Origin of the sequence: Clostridium sp. AF22-10, assembly GCF_003478725.1 — a bacterium.
GTDB classification, from domain to species: domain Bacteria; phylum Bacillota; class Clostridia; order Lachnospirales; family Lachnospiraceae; genus Otoolea; species Otoolea fessa.
On sequence record NZ_QUFZ01000010.1, the window covers coordinates 48,607 to 67,005 of the forward strand.

Consider the following 18,399-nt stretch of genomic DNA (forward strand, 5'->3'; position numbering starts at 1 on the left):
AAGTCCAAGTTACGGTTCACTCACGCGCGATCGGTAACAGATCTTAAAAACATTTTTCATCTTCTTCTTGATCCTTTTCTTTAAAAAACATATAATCATACTATTAACGTGGATATATAATAAATAGTAACAGTTGAACATATGAAACCGTTGCGATAACTATACAATCAACATTTTATAAGAGATGTTGATTATTGTAGAGATGCAGGAGATATAAAGGAGTTATTTTATGATTCTAGCTATCGACGTTGGAAACACCAACATTATTATCGGCGTGATCGACGCAAAAAAAACGTATTTTGTAGAACGCATCACGACCACCATCGGAAAACCGAATCTGGAATATGCCGTGGCGCTGAAAAGTATTCTTGAAATTTACCATATCGCCCCAGATCAGCTTGATGGTGCGATCGTCTCCTCGGTCGTTCCGCCGCTTAACCGGACGATTCTTGCCGCCATCCGTAAAATAACGGGACTAAACGCAATGCTGGTCGGTTCCGGCATGAAAACCGGCTTAAACATCCTGATGGACAACCCGAAATCCGTCGGCAGCGATATGATCGTAAACGCAGTCGGTGCCCTTGCAGAGCATGAACCGCCAATCATCATCATCGAAATGGGAACCGCTACGACCATGTCTGTCATCGACAAAAACGGACGCTATGTCGGCGGCGCGATCCTGCCGGGACTTCGCGTTTCCCTCGACAGCATGAGCGCCAGCACTGCCCAGCTGCCGCGCATCAGCCTCGATACGCCGCGCCGTGTCATTGGCAAAAATACCATAGACTGCATGAGAAGCGGCGTCATATTTGGCAATGCCGCGATGATCGACGGTATGCTGGATCGCATCGAGGAAGAACTCGGAGAGAAAACTTCCATCATCGCCACCGGCGGCATCTCCAAGATTGTCCTGCCGCTCTGTTCGCATACGATCACGTATGATGGGGCGCTGTTGATGAAGGGATTACTACATTTATATGAAAAAAACAGAAGAACCGAATAATCAAAAAGGCTGTCTCTCGGCAGATGTATCTATATGATACATTCTGATGGGAGACAGCCTTTTTATCACAGTTTATTATGCTGACATCTATTCATTACCGGTCACGGTCACAGCAGCATTTATTTTACAACCTTCAGCTTCATATTCTCTTTCTCAATCCGATCCAGCTTCTCGCCGTCCAGACGGAGTGCAAATCCAAACGGATTTACCACGATTCCATTCACGTAATCCAGATATTTTTTCAGATCGCGGAAGCGGACTTCCATTGCTCCAAACTGATGTTTACGGTCAAATTTGCCAAATTCTACTAAATCCGTAAATGCCGGGTAATAGCGTACACCCTTTCCGGTGGTCAGAACCGGTACTGCCGTCGTCTTCTGCGGGTCAGCAACCGGAACCAGCAGACGCGCACCGTAAAGCTCTTTGCACATCAGATCCTGCATCTGTGGGAATGCCTGGTGCTGTACCAGTGCCTGATAGAACTGATTTGCAGAACGGACCAGGGACGGGTTCATCACGATCTCGGATGTATCCTTTGGTTTCTCGATGATGCTGAACAGCGACATGGACATATGATTTTCCTGTCCCTTGTCGATCACAACTGCCTCAAAACCGCTGCGGTAGAGGTCGTTGAAAAAGGAAATACGCTGTAATGGGCGGATCTCCAGTACCTTCGTCTCTACACCGACCATCTCCAGCCCTTTCACGAACTCATCTGCATACTCGCGGCTGGTGTAAAGGAAAGCAGCCGCCTTGCCGTTCTCTGCACCCAGGAAGAAGTTTTTCGTCGCATGGACAGTCACAACAAACAGTCCCGGCTCTCTCTGAAGCAGCTCCAGAACCTCTCCCATCACTTTTTTATCTGCTTTATCCTGATGTTCTTTCATCAGCTTACGTAATTTCTCCATTTGAATTCCTCCGGCTCTTTTTAATGTACTCTCGGAATCTTTCTGTGCTTGATTTTGTGAGATGATTTTTTGTCAGCTGTGCCCAAATTTCTGAGGCGTACGCGGTGCGTACGTTGATGAAATTCGGGTACGGCTGGCGGAAAATCAGCCACAAAAGCGAGTGCAGAAAAGACTCCGAGAGTACATTTTATCATGCGCGAGGCTCAATCCGCCTGCGCCTGTCTTTTCTACTCTGTCTGCTGTCCATGACTGCCTGAGTGTCGCATCGCCAAGCTGCCTTTATCACTATATCAGATGGAATACTCCGCTCAACCCCAGTCAGATAACAGTCATCTGCTTGATTTTCAGATTCTTTTTGCAGACTATATCTCCTATATTTTAACACAGAGCCGCCAAACAATCAATCAGAAGAATCTCACACAATCCCTATAACACAATCCCTATCAACATTCAGCTCAAATAATGCTTCATGCTTTTTAACGCACTCTTCTCCAGCCGTGACACCTGCGCCTGCGAAATATGGATTTCTTCGGCAACCTCTGTCTGGGTCTTTCCCTCAAAAAAGCGCATATCAATAATGCGGCGTTCCCGGTCCGGCAGGCGCTGCATCGCCTCCCCCAGCGACAGATCCTCGACCCAATGTTCCTCTGAATTTTTCTTGTCACTGAGCTGATCCATCACGTAGAGCGGATCGCCGCCGTCCGTATAGACCGGTTCGTACAGGCTGACCGGGCTCTGGATAGCATCGAGCGCATACGCAATCTCCTCTTTGCTGACTCCCAATTCTTTGGCAATCTCGCAGAGTGTCGGCTCCTTTGACTGCTTTTTCAGCAGATTTTCACGGGTATAGATCGCTTTGTATGCCGTATCGCGGAGCGACCGGCTGACCCGGATTGAATTGTTATCCCTCAAATACCGTTTCACCTCCCCCAGGATCATCGGAACCGCATACGTCGAAAAACGGACATTCTGGGTAATATCAAAATTATCAATCGCCTTGATGAGGCCGATACAGCCAATCTGGAACAGATCGTCCACATTTTCCCGGCTGCCCGAAAAGCGCTGTATTACACTGAGCACCAGCCGCAGATTCCCCTTGATATACTGTTCTCTTGCCTCCCGATCGCCCTTTAGAATCCGGCGAAACAGTTCTTCTTTCTCCTCATTACTTAAAAGAGGCAGCTTGGATGTATTGACCCCGCAGATTTCCACTTTATAGACCGGCATTTCCATTCCCTCCGTATGATGGACGATCAACGCAAACGGTTGAATCGTTTTGATTTTTGTTTTGTCACCTATACATTAGAATGGACAATTCAAAGCTCATTTATACCCGGACAAATGAGAACCGTTTTCACTCATTCCAATTTCTTGCCTTTTCTGCCGTTCCATAGTAAAATATATTTTCAGGGGTTTTACGATCAATATTATTTATAGAAAATAGAATTCAACCACAAGGAGATCCATTCATGAACACACAAAAAAAAGCCCGTTCCCTCTACTGGGATATCGTAAAGGGATGGGGCATTATTGCGATCGTGCTGGGGCATACCGGATATTTCGCCGGTGCGTTCGTCTATCTGTTCCACCTGGCGCTGTTTTTCTTTATCACAGGCTATTTTTATAATGAAACGAAATACGGGGATACGCCGTTTCTCTACTTCGGCTCCCGTCTCGCCGGTGCATGGCCCAGGTATATGTTCTACACGCTGTTTTTTGTCCTGCTCCACAACTTTTTTGTGACGCACAGGCTCTATGCGGGACAGGAACTTTACAACCATACCAGAATGCTTACGGCATGGATGAGCAGTCTTTCCTTCAACTCACCGGAACAGGTTCAGGGTGCCCTCTGGTTTCTGCCGGTCTGGCTGGTGTCCTCCGGACTCTTTGCCGGATGCGTCTGGTTTGGACGCGCAGCTGCCCGCTTTACCCGGAAAGATAATGTCAAGCTTCCTGTATGTGCATTTGCATGCATCCTGATTGGCCTTGCCGGTGTCTTCTTAAATATGAGAAGCTGCCCGCTCCCTTACAATCTGCAGGCGGCGCTGCTCGTTGTTCCGGTCTATCTCATCGCCTGGCTGATGCAGCAGTTTTTCTCCAATTTCCGCCACTATACGGTCTGGTACGGCTGCCTGATAAGCGCCCTGCTTCTGCACCTGACGAACACAAAGCTTCACATTTTCATCGATCTGGCAAGCATGCACATTCCGGGCGTCTTATTTTATCCGATCTCCATCATTGGAATTTACTTCGTTCTTTCGCTCTCCGACCTGTCCGAGCGCATCAGACCGCTGGCAAAGGTCCTTGCCTTTTTAGGACGCCATTCCTTTGACATTATGGCGATTCATTTCACGCTGTTCAAGCTGATCGATTTTGCCTATGCCCGCTTCATTTTGAAGGAAATACCGGAAACGCTCTCCAACTTCCCGGTCTCCTTCCGCTATGAAATGGGTCCGTTTTACATCCTGATCGGTCTGTTTCTTCCAGCACTTATCGGCTGGTGTATAGACCGCATTGCTGCGAAATTTCTTTCTTGAGGCGTTTCATAATCTTCTTTTCCAGCCTCGATATGTATGACTGCGAGATACCCAGAAGGTCGGCAACCTCCTTCTGGGTCATTTCATCTTCCTGCTCTCTCCCCAGACCAAAGCGCAGCTTCACGATTTTCTGTTCCCGCGGATTCAGGCGGTCGATCGCCGCATTCAACAGTTTCCGCTCTGTCTCATCCTCCAGATCCCGGTAAATAATATCCTCATCCGTTCCCAAAATATCCGACAGAAGCAATTCATTTCCATCCCAGTCCACATTCAACGGCTCATCGATCGAAACCTCGAGCTTCGTCTTATTATTTCTCCGGAGATACATCAGAATCTCATTTTCAATACAACGGGATGCATAGGTCGCCAGCTTAATATTTTTATCCACGTCAAACGTGTTGATCGCCTTGATGAGACCGATCGTCCCGATCGAAATCAGATCTTCCACGCCCACGCTGGTGTTGTCAAACTTTCTTGCTATGTAGACCACCAGGCGCAGGTTGTGTTCGATCAGCGCCGAACGCGCCTCTTTATCCTCACTGGTTCCAAATTTTCTTAAAACCTCCGCCTCCCGCACACTGTCAAACGGTGCCGGAAGGATATCGGTTCCCCCGATATAATGAACTTCCCCGTCCCGGTGCATCAGAAATGACCGGAACGACGGCATCATTTTTAAACGAAACTGACCTGGAACTGAAACTTTTATAAACATACGCTTTCCCCCTTATGTTGTTCGCTATGGTTCGATTGTCTGCATGGTTTTCTTCACAACCAATATTTTTCATTGAGCAGCATCTGATACTCGCCCTTCTGCGACAGCGCCTCCTGTGAAATGGCAATCCACGGCTTCTCAATCACCCGCATACCGCCCTGACCGGACACTTCCATCCGCTCCGCCTGATATGCCGGAATCACGCCGCCGCCCTTTCCGACACTCCGAAATGGGATGTATTGGACACCGTCCTCCCAGGAAAAAAATCTCTCTGCCGCACACGCATCCAGCACCTGCACCGGACGCCCCGAAAGCGGCATCGTCAGATGGTTGCCTGTGTCGAGAATCGCCTGCACATGCCGCTCCCTGCCTTTGTTAAAAAGCGTTACCGCGTACTGGTGTTCCAGCTTCATACACCGCTGCATACCAAACCGCCACACCGCAGATGGAATCAGAAAACTGCCCCCCGCGGTAAACAGCCAGAACAGAAGATTCGCCCGTATTCCAAGCGGCTGAACCAGTTCCATGCAGCCAGCCGCCAGCATAGATGCTATGTAAAGCCCGATCGCAGCTTCTGCCGCCTCCGACTTCCTACGGATGGAAAATGCCGTCCATGCCATCAGCACGCTCATCGTGGCGCTTAGGAGCATCCGCCCGGCATATCCCAGCGGAACCGGAGCTAACACCATTCCTAACGCATACACGGCTCCCAGAAGACTCCCTGCCAACCGCCCATACCGGCGTTCCGGCAGACGCAGGCAATTCTTCACCACCGACAGAAGCAGGAAATCCGCTGCCAGATTTTGCAGCAGGATGACATCCGCATACACACGATAGGTCACTGTCTCTTCCCACCTTTCTGTCCGACACGGGATATTATAAGAAAAAAGTTCCGCAAAATTTGTCAAACCGAGGGTGCAAAACGCCTGTTTTGATCGCCAAAAATCGGGGGAAAAACGTAAAATTTGAATAGATTCGACATAAGTCGAAGGTCTGAATCGACGATAAAAAAGAATGTGCCTTTTTGTGTAATAGGGGATTCCAAGGAATTTCCTATTACACAAAAAAACACGCATCAGAAATTTTTACTTCTAATGCGTGTCTCTTCCAAAAACAACTGCTTCTGTATATATTTTGTATTTTTGCTAAAGCAAGAGCAGTTCATCTCTCACTCTTATATTATTTCTTATTTCTCAGAAAATCCGGAATATTGATCTGTGTTTCCTGGCGCATCGGGCGGAACGGCTGTGCCGGTGCCGACTGCGGTGCTTCCTTCGGAGCGACTGGCTGTGCCGGTGCTGCTGCAGATGGTGCACGGAAGGTCGGTGCCTTGTAGGTCGGCTGCGCTGCCGCTGCAGTCTGTGCTGCCGGCTGAGCGTATGTATTGCCAGTCGTCTTTGCCTTGAACGGAGTCTTGAACTCAGTCATCGCTTTTGCGACCGGTGTGTTCACACCGTGGGAATCCAGTCCAGTCGCAATAACAGTGATCGTCGCCTCATCCTGTGCATTCTCATCGTACATCGCACCGAAGATGATATTGGCATCGTCGCCTGCAAGCTCCTGTACATAGCTGGCTGCGTCATTTGCCTCGATCAGGCTGATATCGCCGGAAATATTGATGATAACGTGGCTTGCACCCTCGATGGTTGTCTCAAGCAGCGGGCTGGATACAGCCTGCTTAACAGCCTCAAGTGCTTTGTCATCACCCTTCGCATGACCGATACCGATATGAGCGATACCCTTGTCCACCATAACGGTCTGAACATCTGCAAAGTCAAGATTGATAAGACCCGGAACATTGATCAGGTCGGTAATACCCTGTACTGCCTGCTGAAGAACCTCATCTGCTTTCTTCAGTGCATCCGGCATCGTGGTACGGCGGTCTACGATCTCAAGAAGTTTATCATTCGGGATAACGATCAGAGTATCGACAGCTGCTTTCAGTTTTTCGATACCATTGAGCGCATTGCTCATACGGGTCTTTGCCTCGAAACGGAACGGCTTTGTGACAACGCCGACCGTCAGGATGCCCATATCTTTTGCGATACGTGCAATAACCGGAGCTGCACCTGTACCGGTACCGCCGCCCATACCTGCGGTAACGAATACCATATCTGCACCCTTGAGAGCCTGTGCCAGCTCTTCCTGGCTTTCCTCAGCTGCTTTCTCACCGATCTCCGGCTTTGCGCCTGCACCAAGTCCCTTGGTCAGCTTCTCACCAATCTGCATAGCTGTGGACGCCTTGCAGAACTGCAGTGCCTGCTTATCTGTATTGATACCGATAAATTCTACACCGGCAATATCTTCATCGATCATACGGTTGACAGCGTTGTTACCGGCTCCGCCGACACCTACTACTATAATTCTGGCAGAGTTCTCTGCTTCATTTATCTTTATCTCTAACAAGATACTTCCTCCTTCATTTTCCCATCTGTTCCGGTTTTATCATCTTTATACTAAAATTAGGGTCTTTTAAATCTAGCCTACCTAATACTATATTTGATTTTCAGCAAAAAATCAATCGTTTCTTTTATAAATTTTCAATAAACCAGTCACAATGTTACTGTTCACACATACGTGCCAGTAACGGATTATGCCGATTCTTCCTAGTTTTTATCAAACCGGTACATCGGATTTGCATTCGATTCATCGTAGCTGTCCAGATAGAGGGTTCCGGACAGATCCGGATAATCCCGCAGAATATCCGTCAGCTCCGAAAGTTTCCCGTTCATCTCACTGTTGCTTCCCAGCTCAACCTTCAAGCTCCTGATTTGAAGCGTCGCTTCCTTTTCCTTATTAAAACGGATCTCGTCCACCGCAACCTCGTTGACCGACAGTACCTGCGTCAGGTTCAGAATCTCGTTGAAAACGCTGATATCCTCGACCGGCAGCGGCTGATGCAGCACGATATGTCCAAAGGAAAGTCCGGCAATCTTCGGCACACCCGGCAATGTCTCGCTTGTGCTCTCCACAATGATGCCGTCCTTGTCAAAATACATCCGGCTGTTCATGTAGGAAACGTAACCAACCACACTCTTCTCGTAGACGATCACCTCCACGTCCGACGGGCTGCGGAACACCAGCTTGTAATCCTGCACGAACGGAATTGACTTGTGCGGCCGGAAGCGGTACTGCATATAGCAGAACACCGGATTCCGGCTCAGCCGCGAATCGAAAATAGACGCCTCTATCTGCTCTGCCGTATATTGCCGGTTTCCACTGACATGGATTGTATTAATCTGAAGCAGCGACAGACCGACAAAAAACGCGGCTGCCACAAGAAGTGCTGCCGCCGTGATCCAGATATGTTTTTTTCCACGGCGGCGCCATACCTTTTCCTCTGTCTTTTTTTCAATCTGTATCTTCTCTATCTCCATCATCCTCCCGGCGCCGGATCTCTGCTCCTAATGCCCGCAAGTCCCGGCAAATATCTTCATATCCCCGCTCAATATGTTCACATTCTGATACTCTGGTCCATCCGTCCGCCCCCAGGGCTGCCACCGTCAGGGCTGCGCCGCCCCGCAGATCGCGGGCACGCACCAAAGCTCCCCGCAAGGTTTCCACTCCGTCAATCCGGGCAATGTTCCCGCTACATTCGATGTTCGCCCCCATTTTTTGAAGCTCCGCCGCTGTGCCAAACCGGTTTTCAAATACCGTCTCCCGCAGCATACTGGTTCCATCTGCCCGTGACAGCGCCGCCATCAAAAACGGCTGCAGATCGGTCGGAAACGCCGGATACGGTCCGGTTTTCACCGATACCGCCCGCAGGCGCTGTCCGCTGTGTACATATATAAGTTCCGGTTCCTGATAAAGCGAAACGCCCATATGCTCCAGCACCCCGGTCAATGCACGCAGCTCCTGTGTCTGCACGCCGTCCACGATCACCTCACCGCTGCAGGACGCAGCGGCAAGAAGATAGGTCCCGGCTACGATCCGGTCGCCGCCGATCACAAACCGGCTGTCATGAAGCGGCAATCCGCCTTCTATGATCAGCGCATCCGTCCCGATCCCCCGGATCGATGCCCCCATACCATTTAGGAAATGGCACAGCTGTCCAATCTCCGGTTCCCGCGCGCATCCCCGCAGAACCGTCCGCCCCACCGCTGCCACAGCGGCAAACAGGGCATTTTCCACCGCGCCGACACTCGGGAACGGAAAAATAATCTCTGCCCCGCGAAGTCCCGTTGTCTGTGCATGCAGGAAGCCGTCCGACTCCGGTTCCTGTATTTCCGCGCCCAGCGCACGGAGTGCCCGCAAATGCCAGTCGATTGGACGTTTTCCGATCATACATCCGCCGGGGCTGTAGACACCCGCCTCGCAAAAGCGTCCCAGGAGCGCTCCCAAAAGCATAATGGACGAGCGCATTTTCCCCATCGCTTTCTGCTCGATCCGCCAGCCATTCATCTTCGAAGTATCGATTTCCAGACGGTTTCCGTGCAACGCACACCGGCATCCCAGAGAATCAAGAATCCCCATCATACAGAACACATCCTGTATTCTGGGGACATTTTCAAGCACGGTAATTCCGCGGTTTAACACTGACGCCGCCATCATCGGCAAAACTGCATTTTTCGACCCCTGCACCGTGAGTCCGCCCTGAATCCGGCACGGTCCGTGAATCTCGATGAAAGCCAAACAATCCCCTCCCACCGGCATCTATGTATTATTATATGCCAACGAGAGAAAATGGTTCTCATTTTCTATATTTCCCGAAGTAAATATGTAACTCCGCCAAATATTCCTACTGCTCCAGCTTAATCTGGTTCGAGACGCTTAACACCATCCCCATCTCCAGCATCAGGAACATGACGGACGTACCTCCGTAACTGATAAACGGCAGCGTAACACCCGTGTTCGGGATCGTATTCGTAACAACCGCGATATTTAAGATAACCTGAATCGCGATGTGTGCCATCACGCCGATCACGATCATCGCACCCATCAGATCCGGTGCATTTCCAGCAATTACCATGAAGCGGTAAATCATAAACATGAAAATCAGAATGACCGAAATCGCGCCAAACAGACCTAATTCCTCACAGATAATCGAAAAAATCATATCATTCTGCGCCTCCGGCACGAAACCGAGCTTCTGGAGACTCTCGCCCAGTCCCTTTCCAAACAGACCGCCGGAACCGATCGCGTACAGACCCTGGAGCACCTGATAACCGCCGGAACGTGCATACTGCACCGGGTTGACCCAGACATTGATTCGTCCCAGCTGATAATCCTTCAGGATATGGAGCTTTACCAGCAAATGCCCTATATAGGGGGCGACCGCCAGAAGTCCAACGCCGCCTCCGATGCAGAGAAAAAACGGCCATTTGATCTTGCACGCCACAAACAGCATCACAAACACGATGCCGCAGATGATGATACCAGAACTTAAGTTGTTCGCCGTAACTAAAAGTGCCAGCGGCGCCGACAGCGCCACGATAAATCCGACTGCCCGCAGCTGGTTGATCCGCACGCCCAGATTGGCAATCAGAACCGCCAGAAGCAGAATCAGGGAAATCTTGACAATCTCGGTCGGCTGGAACTGGAGCGGTCCCAGGCGCAGCCAGCGCTTCTTACCATGCGATGCCACGCCCAGAGGTGTAAAACGCGTCAGAAGCAGCGTCACATATGAAACGATATATCCCAGCATCGCAAACCGCGCAAACCAGTGATAATCTATCTTGGAGACGATATACATCGCAACAAAGCTGACACCCGCGATGCCCGCCTGACGAAGCATAAAATATCCCGGATTGCCGTAATCAAGCTGCGCCTTATAGGAGCTCGCGCTGTAAATCATGATCAGTCCGAATACCGTCAGGAAAATGATGGTAAACAGCAGACTGTAATCATAAAACCGATGTGGTTTTTTCTTTTTAATTTTTCCCGGTTCCGGCATACTTCCACTCCCCTGCTTTTTGTTGTTACAGTTTCGAAATTCTGCCTGTAAACGGCAGTTTTTCCTTCAAATCAGGGCTGCCGCAGACAAATGCCGGCTGCGACAGCCCCCTTAAATACATTAAGCCTTTATTCGTTACTGTTCACGCATACGTGCCCAGTAACCTTTATTCTTCCAATACCGAATTGCTGCGTGCTTTGCACTCCGCAATTCTCAAAAGTCACAATTCCTCCTGCAAGCAATCTTGCGTCGGATTTCCGACCTTTGAACCTTGGTATTACAAATTTCTCACAAACTCTTTGAATTTGCGTCCGCGCTCTTCAAAGTTCTTGAACTGCCCCCAGCTTGCACATGCCGGTGAAAGCAGGACGTTATCGCCCGGATTTGCGTAGGATGCACATACCTGTACAGCCTCCTGCAGATCTTCCGCGTACATGATATCATTGAAGCCGTGGCGTTTTGCACACTCGGCAATCTTGTCGCGGGTCTGGCCGATCAGCACCAGATAGCGTACCTTTCCGCCAAAGCTCTCGATCCACTCGTCAAACTCGGAATGCTTATCATATCCGCCTGCAATTAATAAGGTCGGTCCCGGCATCGCCTTGATCGCCTGCATCGCTGCATCCGGGTTGGTTCCCTTGGAATCGTTGTAGTATTTGACGCCGAAACGCTCGGTTACGAACTCAATGCGGTGTTCAACTGCCTTGAATTCCTTGATCACCTTCTGGATCTTCTCCAGCGGAACGCCCATGTTCATACTGATAGCAACCGCTGCCATAACATTTTCATGGTTATGACGGCCAAGTAACTTCAGATCGTGGATATTGACAATCACGGTCTCTTTCTCGCCGTCGTTGTATACAATCTCATCCTCTTTCAGGTAGAAACCTTGTTTCAGGGTACGCAGACTGGAAAAATATACCACCTTGATGTCTTTTAAAGTCTCACCAAATTCACGCAGTACCGGATCCTCATAGTTCAGGACGCAGACATCGCCCTCTTTCTGGTTCTTGGTAATGCTCTCTTTCGTCTCGATGTAGCATTCCATCGTCTTATGACGATCCAGATGATCCGGGGTAATATTTAAAATAGCGCTTACATTCGGGTGGAAATCGGTCATGGTCTCCAGCATGAAGCTCGATACCTCTGCGACGGTTACGGTCTCATCCGTTGTCTCCAATGCATGGAATGCAAACGGCTCACCGATATTTCCAACTACAAATACGCTGTCATAGAATGACTTCATGATCTCGCCGGTCAGGGAAGTCGTCGTTGTCTTTCCGTTCGTGCCGGTAATGGCTGCCATACGTCCTTTGGCACAGTGATATGCAAGCTGCATCTCGCCCCAGATCGGAATACCGGTTTCACGAATCATCTCTACAAACGGTGCATCGGTCGGGATGCCCGGGCTTAAAATTGCCAGCTCCACGCCTAACAAATCCGTCTTTTTCAGCTCTCCGAGGACGAACGTGATCGTCGCGCCTTCGTCAAATTTCTTTTTCAGCTCCTCTGGATCCAGTTTTTCATTGCCATCGTAAAGCACTACCTCTCCGCCTTTTGAGAGAAGGAGCTTTGCAGCTGCAATACCGCTGATACCTGTTCCTGCTACTAATACTTTCTGACTCATAATCTTCCTCCTATAATCCTAAGTATGCTATAAGGCAAAGGATTGCCGTAATAATCGAAAATACGCCTACGACCCTGGTCTCAGACCATCCGCAGAGCTCGAAATGATGATGGATCGGCGCCATCTTGAAAAAGCGCTTTCCGCCCGTCTTCTTAAAATAGGTTACCTGAATAATAACAGATAATACTTCCACCAGATAAATCAGACCCACGATCGCGATAAAGATCGGCATCTGCATCATAAAGGCACTGGAAGCGACAAAACCGCCGAGTGCCAGTGAACCGGTATCGCCCATAAACACACGCGCCGGATAGACATTGAACAGAAGAAAGCCCAGAAGACTTCCAACTACTGCGCCGGTAATCGGGCTAATGCCGCTGTTCTCCCCGATCGCCACGATCGTAAAGAACGTTGCTACCAGAATCGTCACACTGGTGCACAGGCCGTCCAGACCATCTGTGAAGTTCACGCCATTGTCAGTTCCCAGAATGATGAAGAACAGTGCCGGTACAAACAGCCAGACCGGAAGCTGTAAATACTTGCCGGTAAATGGAATCAGCATCCCTGTTCCGATGTCCGGTGAGGTTACAATATAATAGGCAAAAATACCTGTGATCACAAACTGTCCGATCAGCTTCTGGATCGGATTTAAGCCCTCCGAACGTTTCATCACGATCTTGATGTAATCGTCCAGAAATCCAACCACGCCGAATCCAACGGTCATAAACAGCACCGGAATGATCTTCGGATAATCCCGGATATAGAGCAGAGACGTAATGATGATGCTGGAAAGAATTACCAGACCGCCCATCGTCGGGGTTCCCTGCTTTTTCAGATGCGTCTGCGGTCCGTCATCGCGCACCTGCTGTCCGAATTTCAACCTGTGGAGAAACGGTATCACGATCGGGCACAGCACTGCGCTGACCACAAATGCGATGATAACCGCCAGTATTGTTTCATTTACCATGTCACACCTCTAACTTATCTTCCTATGTATACAGAGATAGTTCCTCAAATTATACACTTCAATAGTATACGTCTTTTTAGGGGAATAATCAACCTCTTTTCTCCACCCCCAGATACGGCAAAATGACCTCAAACAGATCGCGGATCACCGGGGCGGCAATCGTCCCGCCATAGTAGATTCCTTCCGGTTCATCGATGGTGATGAGCGCGATCACCTGCGGATCGTCCGCCGGTGCAAACCCTAAAAATGAGGAAATATATTTTTTCCGGCTCCTTGGAAGTTTCTCCGAGGTTGCCGTCTTTCCGCCGATCCGGTAGCCCTCGATCCGGGCGTTTTTTCCACTCCCCTCCGCCACCACCTGTTCCAGAATATAACGCAGCGTCTCACTCGTCTGCTCCGATAAGATTCTCTCCCCTTTTGGATAGCAAACACGTGGACTGCCTGACCATCTGCCCGCACGGCGCGGATACCGATGTGCGGTGTGATGCGCGTGCCTCCGTTGATCAGGGAGGACGCCGTTGTAATGAGCTGGATCGGCGTGATCTGAAACGACTGCCCAAAAGAGACGGTCGCCAGCTCCACCGGTCCGATCTGATCCGGCTGGTGCATGATCGTCCCCGCCTCACCCGGCAGATCAATCCCAGTCTTTCCCAGCAGACCAAACTGCTTAAAATACTGATAGTACCGCTCCGGTCCCAGCCGCTGCCCGACATCGATCAGAACAGGATTGCAGGAATTCATCATTCCCTGTAAAAACGTCTCCCCGCCGTGTCCGCCCACCTTGTGACACCGAATCTTCCGATCTTCCACGATCCGAAATCCCGGGCAGGAAAACTGGTCAGTCAGGTTGACCACGCCCGCCTCCAGTCCCGCAGCGGCAGTCACAATTTTGAATGTAGATCCCGGTTCGTATGTATCATTTAAACAGGGATTGCGCCACATCTGATTGAGGAGAGCTTGTTTATTTTGCGCTGATGCTGCGTGTGACTGCACTTCATTCTTCCAGGATATGTCTTCTTCTGTTTCTGAATCTTCGTTTTTTTTATCTGTCACCAGCTCAAACGGCTCATTCAATGAAAACTCCGGTGCATTTACCATTGCATAGATTTCCCCGTTCTTCGGGTTCATCACGATGATCGAGACGCGGTTCGCATTCTTTTTCTGCATCGTCTGGTACGCCGCCTGTTCCGCGTACATCTGGATATTGACATCCAGACTCGCCTGCAGATCCCGCCCTGCCTCCGGCTCGATGCGATCCTCCGCCTCATTTTCCAGCTCGATCCCCGCCGCGTCCGTGAGCGTCAGGATCTTGCCATCCGTGCCCTTTAAATACTTCTCATACTGTACTTCCAGACCGATGATCCCCTGATTATCTCCCCCGGTGAATCCCAGCACTTTCGATGCCAGACGTCCATATGGATAATATCGTTTATAGTCCTCATCCACCTTGACCCCCTCCAGGCGCCTTGCCCGGATCGCATCGCCCCGCGTTTTCTCTACATTGGACTGGATCACCTCCCTGGAAGATCGCTTTTCCGTCTTTTTCCGCACCTCCGCCTCCGGAAGTCCCAGTTCTTCGCTTAAAACCCGGATAACTGTCTCCGGATCTTTTACCTGATTATGAATCACTGAGATAGTACACACAGTCCGGTTATCAGCAATCACCGTTCCGTTCCGGTCAAGGATCCGCCCGCGCGGCGCTTTGATACTGCGCTCCCGCTGATGCAGCTCCTCCGCCATCTGGCTGTAATAATCCGCTTTATACAGCATGAGGAAGAACAGTCTCCCCGCCAATCCTGCCATGCACAGGCAGATGGCGGCGCACAAAAAGACAGTTCTTCCTCTGTGATGCGTCCGGTTCCGATTCATACTGCTTCCTGTCTGATCTCATTGCTACAGTATATCATAAGAACCGTTTCTTTATTCTGTATTTTCGTTACTGTTCACACACGTGTGCCCAGCAACGGGATTTTGCCGATGCTACGCATTCCAAATCGGCAAAATCTGCTGCCAGAACTGTATCGTACGGATTTTTCAGTTCAGAAAATTCCTACCTGTGAACAGTTACGTATTTTCCACACAAGATAGATAGCTCTTGCCGACAGGCACAATTCTTAATCTCCCGCTGCCTGCGCTTCCTGGGAAGCTGCCGTTTCTCCGGCATTATCCGCTGTTCCGGTGTCTCTGCCCGTTCCAGCCGTTTCACCGTTTCCAACCGCCGCCGATTCATCCTGCACATTTCCCATCGTATCCGGATAGCTGTACTCGTCTCCGGAATCGATAAATTCCTCATCGTAGTTCGCCCAGCCGCCCTCCGGAGCCGGAGTCGTCTCTGCCGGTGTTTCAGCTGCATTCGGATCCTCGGTTGCTGTGCCGCTTATAATGCCTTCTTCCTGGCTGGAAAGATTGGTCTCGAGATCCTGTGCCGCGTCTCCTGCCGGGAATACATTCTTATATGGAAGGACTTCCGCCATGATCTTGCTGAAAATCTCGCTGGCAAAAGTCGAATGTGCCTGCTGCTCGCCCGGCAGATGCGGGGTATCTACTACCACATAGCAGAGTACCTGCGGATTGTATGCCGGTGCATATCCGATAAAGGAAACCAGATAATTCTTCTCCGCACGCGGCTGCTTCTGCGCCGTACCTGTCTTACCAGCCACTTCGTAACCGGCAACTGCCGCCGCGCCCGCGGTACCGCCGTCACCTGATACTGTCTGGTAAAGCGCATTGTTAATGAAGTTCGAGGTCGATTCCGAAACCGTCTCTCGCACCAGATTTGGGGAAACGGATTTGACAACGGATCCTTCGTCGTTCAGAATTTCTTTTACCACATGCGGCTCATAATAGGAACCGCCGTTGATTAAGGACGCATATCCGGCTGCCATCTGCACCATCGTACAGTTATAGTTCTGTCCAAATGCGTTGGTCGCCAGAGAAGCCGGATCCATATTGGATGCCTGATAAATCAGACCTGACGCCTCGCCCGGAAGGTCGATGCCCGTTTTCCCGCCAAATCCGAAAATCTTCTGATACTGGACAAACTTCTCTTTTCCTTCCAGTGATACAATACGCATCATAACGACGTTGCAGGATTTCATCAATCCCTGTGTGATCGTCAGCGGTCCGTGGCCGGCTCGGGCAACACACCGGATATCCCAGTCTCCGAAATGCAGTTTTCCGCCGCACTCAAAGACCTCGTTTCCGGAAATCGCGCCTTCCTCGATCGCCCCGGCTACCGTAAATGCTTTCTGTGGAGAACCCGGCTCATAAGAGTCGCTCACGCAGAAGTTTCTCCACATTTTATACCACGCCTCGGACTTCGTCTTTTCATCCATCGCCTGGATTTCCTCATCCGTATAGTAGGTGCTTAAATTGTACGGATCATTCAGATTGTAACGGGTCGTCGTATCCATCGCCAGGATCTCACCGCTGTTCGGATCCATGACGATCGCCGCCGCCAGATTACTTCCAATGCCCGCCTGCCACTCATCCAGATATTTCTGGACAATCTTCTGGATGTTGACGTCGATCGTCAACTCCAGCGTCTTTCCGTTCTGCGCCGGTTTTACCGTTCGCTCGACGTTCGAATCGCCGTTTAAATAACCATACTCACGACCGCTCACACCGTTCAGGATATCATTATAATACTGTTCAACACCGCCGGATGCATTGCCATCCTTGAGGGCAAAACCAACCACATTGCATGCCAGCTCATTGTACGGATACGTTCTCTTATATTCTTCCTCGAACCATACGCCCGTGATACGCTGGTTGCCGCCTTCCTCCGTCGGCAGCGCCCGGTATTCCTTGTTCTTGTCCTTCTCATAAGTCTCAAACTTCTCTTTGTCTTCCGCTGGAAGCTGTTTCGCATAGATCACATACTGGCTGTCTTTTTTCTCCTCGATCATCGCCTGCAGCTCGTCCCGCTTGTAACCGAAGCACTCCACCAGCGCGTCCAGCGTGGCATCGAGATACTGGTAGTTTTCCTCCGTATCCAGAATCTGCTTCGGATCGATGACCAGATTGTAAACTTTCTCGCTAATCGCCAGATACGTCCCGTTCCGGTCGATAATATTGCCGCGCTTGTAGGGAATCGTGCGGCTCTCATAGTCCTGATGGCTCAGGACTATCTGATTGTACGACTCGCCCTTACTTTTTACCAGATTATAAAGCACCAGCACCAATGCAAACAAAGCCAGCATAATTACCAGGACGGTAATTGCCAGCTTTTCCTGCATATATTTCCGAAAGGTCTGTCTGCCGTTAGTGTTTTGGGATGTCCTCATACTGTCTTACATACTCGCTTTCCGTCTTGTCATATAAAAGAATCTGATCCTTATTTGCATATACCATGCCGAGCTCTTCGGTCGCCACTTTATATACATGATCCAGATCCACATACGTGTCAATCCGGGTCTGAAGTGCATCATTCTCGGACTTCAGGTTCTCCAGTTTCAGCTCCAGATCCTCAATGTGGTTGATACGGGTCGTGATCGACGCCTGCTTATGCAGATAATTCATACATAAAACCAGCGTGATCAGCGCAGCGATGGTCAGCGCCAGCACATACGGTCCGTTCATGTAAAGCGCCTTTTCCTGGTTGCGGCGCACGGCGTGTTTATGCCGGTACTCCTCTCTCTCATCTCTTTCTGGTCTTATCTCCACGGTTCTCTGAACTTTTCGCACGGTATTACCGTCCACATACGTGGAGGCCGATACATGTTGTCTCCTTCTGACAGACATAACGTT

At 50.1% G+C, this 18,399-nt stretch carries 14 protein-coding genes and 1 pseudogene; 2 read left to right on the forward strand and 13 right to left on the reverse strand.

Annotated elements, in window-relative coordinates; translation table 11 throughout:
• Positions 1-229: 229 nt before the first annotated feature.
• Positions 230-1,003 carry a type III pantothenate kinase gene (locus tag DWX91_RS09100; RefSeq protein WP_106999733.1) on the forward strand — a complete coding sequence of 258 codons (774 nt, stop codon included), beginning with the start codon at positions 230-232 and terminating at the stop codon, positions 1,001-1,003.
• 119 nt (positions 1,004-1,122) lie between these two features.
• On the opposite strand, the gene DWX91_RS09105 is transcribed toward DWX91_RS09100, so the two are convergent.
• Together DWX91_RS09105 and sigG are read right to left on the reverse strand one after the other, a co-directional pair.
• Positions 1,123-1,911, reverse strand: coding sequence for an SseB family protein (locus DWX91_RS09105; RefSeq protein WP_106999732.1), 789 nt, complete (start codon positions 1,909-1,911; stop codon positions 1,123-1,125).
• 450 nt (positions 1,912-2,361) lie between these two features.
• Positions 2,362-3,138, reverse strand: a complete 777-nt coding sequence (gene sigG / locus DWX91_RS09115; RefSeq protein ID WP_106999731.1) for an RNA polymerase sporulation sigma factor SigG — start codon at positions 3,136-3,138, stop codon at positions 2,362-2,364.
• 242 nt (positions 3,139-3,380) lie between these two features.
• On the opposite strand from sigG, the gene DWX91_RS09120 reads away from it, so the two are divergent.
• A complete protein-coding gene (locus DWX91_RS09120) occupies positions 3,381-4,448 on the forward strand; it encodes an acyltransferase family protein (protein WP_022360223.1) in 1,068 nt (355 codons plus the stop codon).
• Here DWX91_RS09120 and sigE read toward each other — a convergent pair.
• The 11 genes and pseudogenes from sigE to DWX91_RS09175 form a co-directional block, all read right to left on the reverse strand.
• Positions 4,402-5,160, reverse strand: a complete 759-nt coding sequence (gene sigE, locus DWX91_RS09125) for an RNA polymerase sporulation sigma factor SigE (RefSeq protein ID WP_106999729.1) — start codon at positions 5,158-5,160, stop codon at positions 4,402-4,404. The genes DWX91_RS09120 and sigE overlap by 47 nt on opposite strands.
• Before the next feature lie 53 nt (positions 5,161-5,213).
• Entirely contained in the window at positions 5,214-6,002 is a 789-nt protein-coding gene (locus DWX91_RS09130; protein WP_182431329.1) for a sigma-E processing peptidase SpoIIGA, read from the reverse strand.
• A 337-nt stretch (positions 6,003-6,339) separates the two neighbouring features.
• Positions 6,340-7,566, reverse strand: a complete 1,227-nt coding sequence (ftsZ, locus tag DWX91_RS09135; RefSeq protein WP_022360220.1) for a cell division protein FtsZ — start codon at positions 7,564-7,566, stop codon at positions 6,340-6,342.
• 200 nt (positions 7,567-7,766) lie between these two features.
• Positions 7,767-8,540 carry a cell division protein FtsQ/DivIB gene (locus tag DWX91_RS09140; RefSeq protein ID WP_242995691.1) on the reverse strand — a complete coding sequence of 258 codons (774 nt, stop codon included), beginning with the start codon at positions 8,538-8,540 and terminating at the stop codon, positions 7,767-7,769.
• Entirely contained in the window at positions 8,512-9,795 is a 1,284-nt protein-coding gene (gene murA / locus DWX91_RS09145; protein ID WP_118293738.1) for a UDP-N-acetylglucosamine 1-carboxyvinyltransferase, read from the reverse strand. Before murA ends, DWX91_RS09140 begins: the two co-directional genes overlap by 29 nt.
• 106 nt (positions 9,796-9,901) lie before the next feature.
• Positions 9,902-11,056, reverse strand: coding sequence for an FtsW/RodA/SpoVE family cell cycle protein (locus tag DWX91_RS09150; protein WP_117795227.1), 1,155 nt, complete (start codon positions 11,054-11,056; stop codon positions 9,902-9,904).
• Positions 11,057-11,333: 277 nt separating this feature from the next.
• Complete coding sequence (murD, locus tag DWX91_RS09155) at positions 11,334-12,683, reverse strand: UDP-N-acetylmuramoyl-L-alanine--D-glutamate ligase (RefSeq protein ID WP_106999726.1); 1,350 nt, start codon at positions 12,681-12,683, stop codon at positions 11,334-11,336.
• 10 nt (positions 12,684-12,693) lie between these two features.
• Complete coding sequence (mraY, locus tag DWX91_RS09160; protein ID WP_022360215.1) at positions 12,694-13,650, reverse strand: phospho-N-acetylmuramoyl-pentapeptide-transferase; 957 nt, start codon at positions 13,648-13,650, stop codon at positions 12,694-12,696.
• A gap of 88 nt (positions 13,651-13,738) precedes the next feature.
• Positions 13,739-15,519, reverse strand: a pseudogene (locus DWX91_RS09165) (penicillin-binding transpeptidase domain-containing protein).
• Positions 15,520-15,764: 245 nt separating this feature from the next.
• The gene (locus tag DWX91_RS09170; protein WP_243017839.1) at positions 15,765-17,936 is read right to left on the reverse strand and encodes a peptidoglycan D,D-transpeptidase FtsI family protein; all 2,172 of its coding nucleotides are present in this window, start codon (positions 17,934-17,936) and stop codon (positions 15,765-15,767) included.
• A complete protein-coding gene (locus tag DWX91_RS09175; protein ID WP_022360212.1) occupies positions 17,914-18,393 on the reverse strand; it encodes a hypothetical protein in 480 nt (159 codons plus the stop codon). Before DWX91_RS09175 ends, DWX91_RS09170 begins: the two co-directional genes overlap by 23 nt.
• Between the last annotated feature and the right edge of the window lie 6 nt (positions 18,394-18,399).

What these genes read in the sequence shown, in the direction of transcription:
- murD (WP_106999726.1), bottom strand. Translation starts at nt 12,683, where the DNA reads ATGAGTCAGAAAGTATTAGTAGCAGGAACAGGTATCAGCGGTATTGCA.
- DWX91_RS09100 (WP_106999733.1), top strand. Translation starts at nt 230, where the DNA reads ATGATTCTAGCTATCGACGTTGGAAACACCAACATTATTATCGGCGTG.
- sigE (WP_106999729.1), bottom strand. Translation starts at nt 5,160, where the DNA reads ATGTTTATAAAAGTTTCAGTTCCAGGTCAGTTTCGTTTAAAAATGATG.
- DWX91_RS09150 (WP_117795227.1), bottom strand. Translation starts at nt 11,056, where the DNA reads ATGCCGGAACCGGGAAAAATTAAAAAGAAAAAACCACATCGGTTTTAT.
- DWX91_RS09170 (WP_243017839.1), bottom strand. Translation starts at nt 17,936, where the DNA reads ATGAGGACATCCCAAAACACTAACGGCAGACAGACCTTTCGGAAATAT.
- DWX91_RS09175 (WP_022360212.1), bottom strand. Translation starts at nt 18,393, where the DNA reads ATGTCTGTCAGAAGGAGACAACATGTATCGGCCTCCACGTATGTGGAC.
- DWX91_RS09140 (WP_242995691.1), bottom strand. Translation starts at nt 8,540, where the DNA reads ATGATGGAGATAGAGAAGATACAGATTGAAAAAAAGACAGAGGAAAAG.
- DWX91_RS09120 (WP_022360223.1), top strand. Translation starts at nt 3,381, where the DNA reads ATGAACACACAAAAAAAAGCCCGTTCCCTCTACTGGGATATCGTAAAG.
- sigG (WP_106999731.1), bottom strand. Translation starts at nt 3,138, where the DNA reads ATGCCGGTCTATAAAGTGGAAATCTGCGGGGTCAATACATCCAAGCTG.
- DWX91_RS09105 (WP_106999732.1), bottom strand. Translation starts at nt 1,911, where the DNA reads ATGGAGAAATTACGTAAGCTGATGAAAGAACATCAGGATAAAGCAGAT.
- mraY (WP_022360215.1), bottom strand. Translation starts at nt 13,650, where the DNA reads ATGGTAAATGAAACAATACTGGCGGTTATCATCGCATTTGTGGTCAGC.